The sequence below is a fragment of the Alicyclobacillus tolerans genome (genome assembly GCF_900142255.1).
Classification (GTDB): Bacteria; Bacillota; Bacilli; order Alicyclobacillales; family Alicyclobacillaceae; genus Alicyclobacillus_I; species Alicyclobacillus_I tolerans.
This window is the reverse complement of the sequence record NZ_FRAF01000040.1, coordinates 1-10,797: the sequence shown is the minus strand read 5'-3', so window position 1 is coordinate 10,797 and position 10,797 is coordinate 1. Positions and strand designations below refer to the sequence as shown.

General features: G+C 39.5%; 11 protein-coding genes and 1 pseudogene. 9 read left to right on the top strand and 3 right to left on the bottom strand.

Features of this window, described 5'->3' with window-relative positions:
* Positions 1-290 precede the first annotated feature (290 nt).
* Positions 291-1,187: a M23 family metallopeptidase gene (locus BUA75_RS14835; RefSeq protein WP_072875363.1), complete on the top strand. Its 897-nt coding sequence runs from the start codon at positions 291-293 to the stop codon at positions 1,185-1,187.
* Between the two features lie 41 nt (positions 1,188-1,228).
* Here the strand turns inward: BUA75_RS14835 and BUA75_RS16645 are convergent, their stop codons facing one another.
* Positions 1,229-1,429 carry an IS3 family transposase gene (locus BUA75_RS16645; RefSeq protein WP_072875361.1) on the bottom strand — a complete coding sequence of 67 codons (201 nt, stop codon included), beginning with the start codon at positions 1,427-1,429 and terminating at the stop codon, positions 1,229-1,231.
* A gap of 628 nt (positions 1,430-2,057) precedes the next feature.
* Between BUA75_RS16645 and BUA75_RS14825 the strand changes: the two genes are divergently transcribed.
* Both BUA75_RS14825 and BUA75_RS14820 read left to right on the top strand, forming a co-directional pair.
* Positions 2,058-3,782 (top strand): putative bifunctional diguanylate cyclase/phosphodiesterase, encoded by a 1,725-nt coding sequence (locus BUA75_RS14825; protein ID WP_072875360.1) that lies wholly within the window; start codon positions 2,058-2,060, stop codon positions 3,780-3,782.
* A gap of 343 nt (positions 3,783-4,125) precedes the next feature.
* Positions 4,126-4,812: a response regulator gene (locus tag BUA75_RS14820; RefSeq protein WP_072875359.1), complete on the top strand. Its 687-nt coding sequence runs from the start codon at positions 4,126-4,128 to the stop codon at positions 4,810-4,812.
* Between the two features lie 19 nt (positions 4,813-4,831).
* On the opposite strand, the gene BUA75_RS14815 is transcribed toward BUA75_RS14820, so the two are convergent.
* Entirely contained in the window at positions 4,832-6,010 is a 1,179-nt protein-coding gene (locus tag BUA75_RS14815) for a two-component system sensor histidine kinase NtrB (protein ID WP_083574410.1), read from the bottom strand.
* Between the two features lie 316 nt (positions 6,011-6,326).
* Here BUA75_RS14815 and BUA75_RS16460 point away from each other — a divergent pair, with 316 nt between their 5' ends.
* Genes BUA75_RS16460 through BUA75_RS14790 form a run of 6 tightly spaced genes read left to right on the top strand, consistent with a single transcriptional unit; the run spans position 6,327 to position 9,386 of the window.
* A complete protein-coding gene (locus BUA75_RS16460) occupies positions 6,327-6,449 on the top strand; it encodes a hypothetical protein (protein WP_255567361.1) in 123 nt (40 codons plus the stop codon).
* The gene (locus BUA75_RS14810) at positions 6,446-7,078 is read left to right on the top strand and encodes a cytochrome b N-terminal domain-containing protein (protein WP_072875357.1); all 633 of its coding nucleotides are present in this window, start codon (positions 6,446-6,448) and stop codon (positions 7,076-7,078) included. Before BUA75_RS16460 ends, BUA75_RS14810 begins: the two co-directional genes overlap by 4 nt.
* Positions 7,079-8,215, top strand: coding sequence for a hypothetical protein (locus BUA75_RS14805; protein WP_072875356.1), 1,137 nt, complete (start codon positions 7,079-7,081; stop codon positions 8,213-8,215). It abuts the gene before it with no gap.
* A gap of 43 nt (positions 8,216-8,258) precedes the next feature.
* A complete protein-coding gene (locus BUA75_RS14800) occupies positions 8,259-8,468 on the top strand; it encodes a hypothetical protein (protein ID WP_129583687.1) in 210 nt (69 codons plus the stop codon).
* 32 nt (positions 8,469-8,500) lie between these two features.
* Positions 8,501-9,142, top strand: coding sequence for a hypothetical protein (locus tag BUA75_RS14795; protein ID WP_072875354.1), 642 nt, complete (start codon positions 8,501-8,503; stop codon positions 9,140-9,142).
* Entirely contained in the window at positions 9,102-9,386 is a 285-nt protein-coding gene (locus BUA75_RS14790) for a HesB/YadR/YfhF family protein (RefSeq protein WP_072875353.1), read from the top strand. The genes BUA75_RS14795 and BUA75_RS14790 overlap by 41 nt, the downstream gene beginning before the upstream one ends.
* A 58-nt stretch (positions 9,387-9,444) precedes the next feature.
* Here BUA75_RS14790 and BUA75_RS14785 read toward each other — a convergent pair.
* A pseudogene (locus BUA75_RS14785) lies at positions 9,445-10,662 on the bottom strand (IS256 family transposase).
* Positions 10,663-10,797 lie beyond the last annotated feature (135 nt).

The window sequence follows — 10,797 nt, the reverse complement described above, 5'->3', positions numbered from 1 at the left end:
ACTGGGGCTAGATTCTCAGTCCGTTTATGATAGACTTTCCGGATCGTATAGAACAGTACGTCCGCTAAGGTCACTCAAAGGAGTTTACACAAAATGATTGACAGACCCTTGTTCAAATCTTGATACGCATTCCTGCTTTAATGCCCCTGGGACTGTAGCTGTTCTTTCTCGATAAATGCATGTTAGGTAATCCCTTATACTCATTACTCGCTAAAAACAGGTATATTATCTGATTGGTAAATGTACATCGGATCAGTGTAACTATGTTGCTTTCAGTGGGAGTGAGAACGATGCCAAAAAATAGTTTATCTAATTACTTTTATTATGTAAACAAAAATCTCTATATGAATAGAGTGATCATATTCGCCTCTTTAATAATGTATCCATTTATCACTATGTATTTTATGTATTATTCCAAACATTTATGGACTAATATATTTTTTTTAATCCTATTTTTGATTTATTATTATGTAGCGCCTTGGGTTAAAACTTCAGTCTATTTCAGGGATTTTTGGTTGGCGGCAATCATTTTAATAGAATTTAAAAATGGCTTATGGTATTTAAGTCTCGTCGCTCTTCTCCTTAGCAAACTCCTATTATTTTTGAAAAAATTGATAAAAGTCAATGATGCTGTGCAAGTAGATAATCCAGTAAATCATCGGCTAGGAATCATTCAAGGGGGGAATATTGGTGTTTTAAATCATCATAGAAAAAGCCATCAGCAAAAATATGCCGCAGATTTTGTAGTAGTCGGTAAATGCGGAAACAGAGCGTGTGGATTAGCTCCGAAGTCTCTGAGCAAGTATTTATCTTTTGGGAAGGAGATTCTATCCCCCGTTAATGGAAAAGTAGTATATGTTGAATCTAGACACTCAGATAATCCCATTGGAGTAATGGATTTTAAACTACCTTTTGGAAATGTAATAGTCATTCAAGATGCAGAGGAGTTTCAATATGTATTTGCCCATCTTCAAGAAAATTCAGTCAAGCATTCGGTAGGGGATATTGTTGAGAAGGGACAAGTTATTGCCCGGATAGGTAACTCTGGACTCTCGTCAGAGCCTCATCTCCATTTTCATATACAGAAGCGGCTTAAGGATAAAAATGTTATCGGTATTCCATTTTTTATGAAAGATAAATGGTTAATTAGGAATGACGTTATTTCTCCGAGTGGTGAGCATAGGTAGTAGTATTAAGTCAAGAGAATGGACACCCCAGAATAGAGAAATTATAAGTTTTCATATTCTGACATGATTCCTTTGGATGAGTGAATCCGCTCCCGGTTGTACCAAACCTCGATGTATTCGAAGATCCGCCGTATGGCCTGCTCCCTGGTTTTGAACTTTTCTAGGTAGACGAGTTCTCGCTTGATCATGCTATGAAACGACTTGATGCACGCATGATCAATGCAATTACCTATACAGCTCATGCTATCAACCTTCTCGTACTCTTACAGCTTTTCCTGGTAGTCATGAGAGGCGTATGGGATCCCTCGGTCCGAATGATGCAATACTAATCCTGTCGGCCGCTGGTGTTCCCAGGTCTGCTCTAGGTCTTGCGAGGCCTTCACCTCAGGCTTGTGGTCTCCGCCGCCATACCTTGCACTTCTATCCTGCCACACACAACCCATATAACGTCTTTTGCCATATGAAAAGTTCACGAGCTACCTGGCTCGCCGACTTCCTACTCTTCGAAACTAATTGAACTGCATGACGTTTGAATTCTTTATCGAATTTCTGTGCCATGTGGCTCATCCGAATCTCCTTTTTCTGAAATTGTTGGGAGCATTATTTTCCATCATCAATTTTTATTCTGTGTAAAAGGGTGGTACTGCAAACCATAAATATTTCAACGGTTTTATCAAAAATAAACTCAGAGCTTTGAATTAGTTATTTGAGACTATTGTGTAAGAATAAATTGTCAATTTATGATGAATACATATATGGACATTATGCGGTTCGTGGGCCTTCTCCGATTTTGTTTGAAATGATAAATTTTTTTTAATCTATTCGTCTAATTTATCCCCTTTATCTATGAATATGAATGGAGGTATATAGGTGAATCAGATATTAGATATGCAAAATATCTTGCAGCATCCGATTTATCAATTTTCGTTGTATCAACATATTCTCGATTCGATTCCAGATGCTATAGTCGTTCATCAAGCAGGGATTATACAGTATGCCAATCGCGCTGCGGTTCAACTCATGGCGCTACCAGAGAATAAGAGTGCTATCCATTTAGAGATATGGCCTTTTTTTCATCCAAGTATAGTGGAATCGGTACAATGTGCATTTAATCAACTGTACGATAGCAGAAATATAGGTAGTTTTATTCCTACTACACAATATTCTATGATTCGTTATGACGGAACCGAGTTCACAGGAGAGATACGAAGTATTCTTATTCACGGGGAGAAAACCCCTATGATTATGAGTTTAACTCGAGATGTCTCTGCAGAGAATGAATTGAAAAGTCGTCTCGAGTACATGGCGTATCATGATGAGGTAACCGGTCTTCCCAATCGTCGATTTTTTAAAGAAACGCTCAAACAAAAATTAAATGAACCTGCGAAACGTGTTAATAGTATCGCTGTTCTTTTTTGTGATTTAGATGGTTTTAAAAATATTAACGATACGTACGGGCATGAATTAGGGGATCAAATTCTTATGTTAATTGGTTCTCGCTTGGAATCGTTGTTATACGATGAAGGATTTCTAGCGCGTATTGGAGGAGATGAATTCGCAATTATTTGCTCTCATACTTCTTCACGTCATGAAGTGGTTTCCTTTGCACAAAAGGTTTTGCAGGCGTTTTCGCTTCCTTTTTTTATTCTCGATCGAGAGTTTATTATGACTCTCAGTATTGGTATCGCATTGTACCCAGAATCATCAACCGATGTGGATAATTTAGTAAAATTTGCGGATCTCGCTATGTATTCTGCAAAGAATAAAGGAGGAAATAGGTTTCATATTTATGATCCCAAAGAAAGTAATGTCATTGAAGAACGATTACGTATTGAAAATGGAATTCGACAGGCCATAGAAAAGAGACAGTTTGTACTATATTATCAGCCCAAAGTGCATTTGGCCTCGGGAAAAATTTATTCTGTAGAGGCTTTACTTCGATGGCAGACTACAGATGGTCAACTCATCCATCCTGACACATTTATTTCGATTGCTGAAGAGAGTGGACTTATCGTTCCGATTGGTAAATGGGTTTTGTTGACAGCTTGTCATCAAAATAAACGATGGCAAGACATGGGTTATGCCCCTATTTCTGTTTCAGTTAATGTATCCCCCAAACAATTCCAATTAACGGATATGGCAGAAACTGTTCATCAAGTTCTTCATGAAACGGGCTTGTCCCCAGAGTGGTTAGAGATCGAGATTACCGAAGGTCTCTTGATGCAAAATTCTAACGAGATTACAAATACATTGCGTCGTATACGATCTATGGGCGTCAAAATCTCGATTGATGATTTTGGAACAGGTTATTCTTCTTTAAGGTATTTGAAATTATTTGAACCACATATCTTGAAAATCGACCAATCCTTTGTAGCTCATATGATGGAAGATCCAGGACAGTTATCTATTGTTTCTGCAATTATCCATTTAGCGCACAGTTTAGGGATGGAAGTGGTAGCGGAGGGTGTAGAGTCAGCAGAACAGGCATTAAAACTTTTACAAGAAGGTTGCCATTCGGTACAAGGTTTTTTCTTCTCACCACCCGTTGTATTCGAAGAAATTCAGCAAAAATGGCTACAAACGTCTATTTCATAGGATATGAATCAGGCTGTCGAGACTTTCTCGACAGCCTGATTCAACTGAACTATCCATTTTTGTTTTAAATTGAGTGGTATAGGAGGATTATGGTGTTGCCTTGGTGGATGGGAGTTATCATCAGTTGGGGGGCTGTGTATGTTGTTGCAATCACAGTTTGCAGTCTTGTTTGGCTGATGTTTCGACGAGTTCGGGTCTGTCAAAACGACCATTCTGTAAAATGCTCAAATGATTAGTGTTATCTTGAACTGTTAATCATGAAAATTAGTTCTTTTGTACTATTGAGGTCCCATCGGTTAAACATTATGTTATAAACCTAAGCTCTGAGAAGAAGGTGTATATTATGGTTTCTTCTGAAGAAAATTCAACGGGTATCCATTCTAAAATAAAAGTATTAATTGTTGATGATCATCAACTATTTCGGAATGGTGTTCAGTCCATTCTTTCGAGAGTGGAATGTATTCAAGTGGTTGGCGAAGCAGGAAATGGTGAAGAGGCCTATATAAAGTGTAAAGAATCTCCACAACCGGATGTTGTCTTAATGGATATTCACATGCCTGTTTGTGATGGACTACAGGCAACAGTAAACATTAAGAAATCGTTTCCACATATACACATTTTAATGCTCACAGCATCAGATACAGAAGAATCTCTCTTTGATGCAGTAAAAGCTGGAGCACTTGGGTATATTTTAAAAACATCTCATCCCTCTCAGGTTATTGAAAGTATTAAAAAAGTTTCTAAAGGAGAACCAGTCATTCCAGAGTCGCTAGCCTTGCGTATCATTCATGAGTTTTATACGGAAAAGAAGCAAAACAATGCCAATACAGAATTATTAACTGAACGAGAAAAAGAGGTATTGAAGCATTTAAGTGTGGGTGAATCCAATCGGGAGATTGCACAATCACTTTTTATAAGTGAAAATACAGTTCGAAATCATATCCGTAATATTCTTGATAAACTACATTTGCAAAATCGTGTACAGGCTGCAACATATGCTCTTCGTGAAGGATATACATTGGAAGAATAAATTCACTTCCAGGTTGAGTTTACAAAGCTGGTAAGCATACAGTTACTGTCGTACCCTTTCCTTCTATACTGCTAATTTCAATATTCCCGCCTTGTTCTTGAATAATTCTTTCGCAAACCATAAGTCCTAAACCAGTTCCATTAGGTTTGGTTGTGAAAAATGGCTGGCGGATTTTTGTGAGTTGTTCTTGATTCATTCCAATTCCTGTATCTTTCATTGTTAAACAAACAAAGAAGTTATCGTTTTTACATACCTTGGTATCCACAATGATTTCTAATTTACCGCCATCAGGCATAGCCTCTATAGCGTTTTTTAATAAATTGTGAATGACTTGTTTTAATTGATTTTCTTCACTATTTACGCGAGGCAATGTCTTATCAATTTTTTGGATAACTTGTATATTTCTCTTTTGTAAAAATTGCGATTGTAAATCTAGTGCTTTTTGAAGAATTTCTTGCAAAAATAAGGGATATTTTACTTTCGTACTTGGTTTTGATAGGGATAAAAAATCACCTAGAATGTTATCCATACGTTTAAGTTCATCTTCAACGGATTTGAGAATCATTTGCTGAGAGGGTTGAATATCTGGAAGAGATAAAAGAGACCATTGAATAGCAGCAAGTGGATTCCTAACTTCATGAGCTAAACTGGATGAAATTTGTGCAGCTATTTCTAATTGTTCTATCCTTTTGATATGTTCTTCGAATTTTTTTCTTTCTGAAATATCAACGCGAAAAGAAATATATTGATAAGGTTTATTGGATTCGTTTAAACATGGTACAATCGTGGTATCTACCCAGTAAAATTGACCATCCTTCGTACGATTTCGAATTTCTCCTTGCCAAATATGACCCTGAGCAATAGTGCGCCACATTTCCCGAAAAAAAGATTTGGGATGGTAACCTGAATTAATAATACGATGGTTTTGTCCCAGCAATTCTTCTGCACTATATTTCGATATCTCACAAAATTTTTTGTTGACAAAAGTAATTTTACCTGTCACATCCGTTATCGCTATAATCATGGATTCGTCTATAGCGCGATTGATTTCACTTAGACGAGCAACACTTTCTTCCAATTTTTCTAATATTTCATCCATCATTGATACCACACACCTTAAAATCATCCATTCATGAGCGACACCATTATATCTGAATGTTTTTGGGCGATCTATACTTGACCACCATCCACCAATCAAGCAGTGGAATTCCAACGTTTACACGTTAGTTTTCCTGCTTCGTTGAGGCTTGTCTTTTTGTATTTTTTTAACTTTCGTGCAAGTCTGATGCCTCTCCATAAGCTAATACCCCAAGCCCACCTATAGCTAAGAAGTTTGGTACGGTGTTCACATCTTGCTTATAAAAAGACCATTTTGGAAGGCCCTTTTTTAGTCAAATATAGTCCTTTTTGCTTAGTTCAAAACAGTACTAGGAAAGAGTCTGTATGTGTCTGTTGCCTAAAAGAAAGTCAGCCTATGATGAAGTTGTGAAAGATGAAAAAAGGAGGAAGGCTAAATGGTAGACTATGCAAATGCTTGGCCGAATTATTACGTTGGTTTTCTTTGGTTAGCAATTTTTATCGCATTTGTTATTTTTCCTTATCCACATCGCCATAATAAAGGAGATCATCGCAAATGAACTGGTCGAGGGAAATACGCATACGAGTTTCTGAAAAGTTAACTTGGGATAATTTGCTCCCCTCAGAGCAACCCATATACGTGAATTCTTTAGTTTATAGTTTTGGTGTTTTTACCCTCAGTAGTTTAGTGTTTTGTATTGCTTCCGGAGTCATTATGGCCTCTAAAGGACCGCTTTGGTATCAGCATACTTCTTTAGGTGATTTTATGCGCTCTATTCATTTTTGGAGTGTTCAAGCCTTTTTCTTCTTCATGACCATGCATCTGGTTGGACAGTTTTTCATGGGCTCCTGGCGTGAAGGGCGTGCGATGACATGGGTTTGGGGAGCTCTCTCTTTTGCTGTATCCGTTTTGACTGCCTTTACAGGTTATTTAAGCAGAGGCGATTTCTTTGCTCAGTGGAATCAGGTACAAAGTAAAGATGCATTTAACGGTGCAGGTCTCGATGGTTTTTTAAACATTTTAAACAATGGCCAAGTGTATGGGCTGCATATTGTTGTTCTACCTATGATTTTAATTGGTCTCGTAGGGATTCATTTGCTTGCAGTGCGAAGTAAAGGAGTTGTTCCACCTTATTCAGTTCGATCATCTGAAACGGAAATTTCCTCTGCACATAAGGGGGAGAACTGAATGTTCCGTAAAAAATTTACTCGAGATACGCTAAAATTTCCTCAAAAAGATTTCGATATGGTCAAAGAGGGTGTCATCAGTTTAGCCATCACGGGGATTCTTATTGTAGCTGTAGCTGTTTTTTTGGGTGCTCCCTATCGACCGGCTATCACGAATCAGCAAATTGCCAATCAGGAACCGATTGTTGTAGAAAAAACAGCTCTAGGCGATCTGGATGGTACTGGAGAAATGGCTCAATATGGGCCACCCTATAATCATGGCTTTCATGGGGAACCACCACAAAGTGTTCAGTCCTTAGGAGGATTTTCCCCTCAAACCTGGTGGGGCACGCCTTATCCATTAAATACTGCTACAGATGATGTACTGCAGCCGTTGAAAATGCTAGCTACTGCTTCAGATAACCAAAATCTCTTACGTGCACTTAGACAATATGAAACAGCTCCTTATATACAACAGCAACAATGGGCAAACCATTACGCCAAAGCTTTACAGGATGCCAAAGTTATACAAGGTCAAGTGGTAGTACCACCGGGTTCTTATGGCCCCGTACAGACTCTCATGAATTCAGAGTTATCTTTGGCGAAATCCGGGTTGCTTTCAGGAGCACTCGATCGAATCAGTAATCCTGGCACCATTTATCGATACAACATTCAGGATGATTTACTCTTTTTACAAGGCCATGCTTTACATCAAATCGCTGGAAAATTGGATATGAAAGGGGAACAATGGGGAATCAATCACGATGAAGCAGCTGTACCGGGGCCATGGTGGCTAACACCTTATACTTTTTTGTATCAAATCCCACCTTGGTCGACATCTGCTTCAGGTGACGAGATGGCCGCTTATACTATCGCTATATTATTTCTCATGTTAGTCTTTTTACCTTGGATTCCAGGGTTGAATCGATTAAATCGAGTGATACCAGTTCATCGATGGATTTGGCGCGATTGGTATAAACGTTTAGAGAAGTCTAAAACGTGTTCTTCTTGTCCATTAAGAACTTCCTGCCATCAAGAATTTAAAGGGAAATATGCTTTTGTTCCTGGAGAATCAAAACCAGCGTGTTATGAGCCAACTTCTACAAATTTCAAGGAGTATGGCGTGAGTAGAGGTATAGATCAAACCATTCATCACTAAATCGTTAAAAAATTTGGGAGAGAAGGGATTCAATGTGGGTGCGGTGATTCGAATGTATCTGATATGGATATTGGCTTTGCTATCTGGCGTATATGGGACATCTCTAGTGTATGAGGCGATTGTTCATCAAACCTGGCTGGGACTCGTATGGGGAGTACCGATACTATTTCTTGGTATTTGGATAACCGGTAATATGTGGGCTTCTGCAAGACAGTTTTATCGAAAGCAAAAGTCGTTATCCAATGGGAATTAGAGAAAGAAGAAAGTAGCAGAGGTGAGAAGAAGATGAGAAGATACGAGCGTTTGTTACTTATCTTTCAGAGAATGGAAAATCAATTATTAGATACAGCAGCTCGTTATCTGAATCTTCTTCTAGCCTTTGTTGCTATTGTGTTTGCCATTTATGGAGTATGGGCAGGTTTCCCTTGGTTTGCTTTGCGTCTAGCTATAATTGGGGCACTTTCTTATTTTTTAAGTTTTCTTCCTGGTCTTTTGTTGGGACTAATAACATGCATAATATGGATGGAACAACATTCTGCTTTATATCCTTTCGATGTTTTATCTGCTTTTGGCATAGTACAGGGTATTGGAACCATCAATATTTGCTGGCTTGGTTACCGCCATGCTCTAGAGAAACGTCAATATATGCAACCCCATCAACCAAAGTCACATCAAATCACAAAGAACGAAAGAATTGTTTCTTGGCAAATATTAAATGACCTTCGTTCCTCATTAGCGGCCGTCCGATTCCTGCTTTTCCCGGGTGGGACAAATATAACTCAAAGAAATCTCGATGATGCTATGGAAGAATTAGCTCGACTAGAACAGTTGGTTGGAAAGATTGTCAATAATAAAAATAGGATGGAAGAAAAAGAAGGGGATCATCATGAGACTCATCATTCCAATAGAGACGGTTCAATGGTTTGAAACAAACTATTGGTTAACTTCGGGAGATTTTATACGATTTTATGTAAGATACGGTGGTGATGATGGGATTTATCCGGGGTTTTCTTTAGCTGCAACATTAGAAATGCCCAAAGGTTCTTTGGCTGTTCAGGCACATATAAGTTCGTATACCTTTTATATGTTAGAAACAGATAGTTGGTATCTAGGGAATAGGGATTTAAAAATTACGATAATAGAAGATTCTATCACTTACACTCTTTTATAATTTATATGGTAAGTTTACGGGCCTGTCAATAATTTTGTGTAAACCTCTTGGAGCGATTTCAATGAATGTAGCGTTCTATACGGTCAGGAAAGTCTATCATGAACTGACTGAGAATCTGCCCCCAGTTTTGTACTCGCATGGCCCAGCGCTTCGTAACCTCCATCGTGGCAAGGTATGGCATCTTAGTGAGAGAATCATCCGTCGGGAAGATGCTCTTTCCCTTGGTCACCTTACGAAGTTGCCTGTGGTAGCCCTCAATCAGATTAGTCGTATAGATCAACCGGCGCATCTCTGGCGGATAGCGGAAGAAAGTGGCGAGTTCATCCCAGTTGCTGCGCCAGGAACGCACGAGAAGGGGATATTGGCTGCCCCAAATCTCCTCGAACTTGTCCAGTTCGGCTAAAGCTGCATCCTCGGTGCTGGCTTTGTAAATGGGCTTTAGTGCCGCTGTTACGGGCTTATAGTCCTTGTACGACACGTATTTGAGCGAATTACGAATTTGGTGAACCACGCATTTCTGGATGTCGGACTTAGGATAACAGGCTGCGATCGCTTCACTGAACCCAGTCAGGTTGTCGACGCAAGTGATGAGAATATCTTCGCCTCGGATCTTCAGCTCGTTAAGCACGTTCAGCCAAAACTTCGCAGACTCGTTCTCGCCGATCCAGATGCCAAGCACGTCCTTTTGCCCTTCAAGGTCAATGCCCACAACCATATAGGCAGCTTTGTTTATCACCTGGCTTTCCTGCTTCACTTTGTAGTGAATGGCATCCAGAAACACCACAGTATACACGGTTTGCAGCGGACGGCTTTGCCATTCTTTATTCATTCGGAAGAAGTTTGTCCGTGAGGTTGGAGATGAGTGTGGGCGATACGTCTAGTCCGTACAATTGGTGAAGATGGGCCTGAATGTCTCTGGTGCTGACACCCCGTGCATACAAGGCAATAACCTGCTCCTCAATGCCAACGGTGTTGGCTTGGTTCTTCTTGATGATCTCAGGCTCAAATTCGCCCTTGCGGTCTCTGGGGACTGAAATCTCTACGTTGCCGTATTCGGAGGTAAGGGTCTTGCGGCTATGTCCGTTGCGACTGTTGTCTGTGGTCTTGTTTTGCTGTCATGCTTATGGTAACCCGGGTGCGTGTCCAATTCTGCTTCAAGCATTCCTTGCATGGTACTGACGAACATATCTCGCAGTGCGGCTTGTACATCTTCCGTGGATTTCAGGTCATTCTCCTTGATAAACTGTTTTAAGAATTCCTTCGAAACCTTCGTCATTTTGGTGCCCTCCCAATCTGCTGATCACGTAAGGGAATTGGGAGTTTACACAAAATATTTTACAACCTCGGAGAAATTCAAAACTAGACAACAGGCAATTCATCGGATTTTCGAATACATCGAGGTATGGTACAA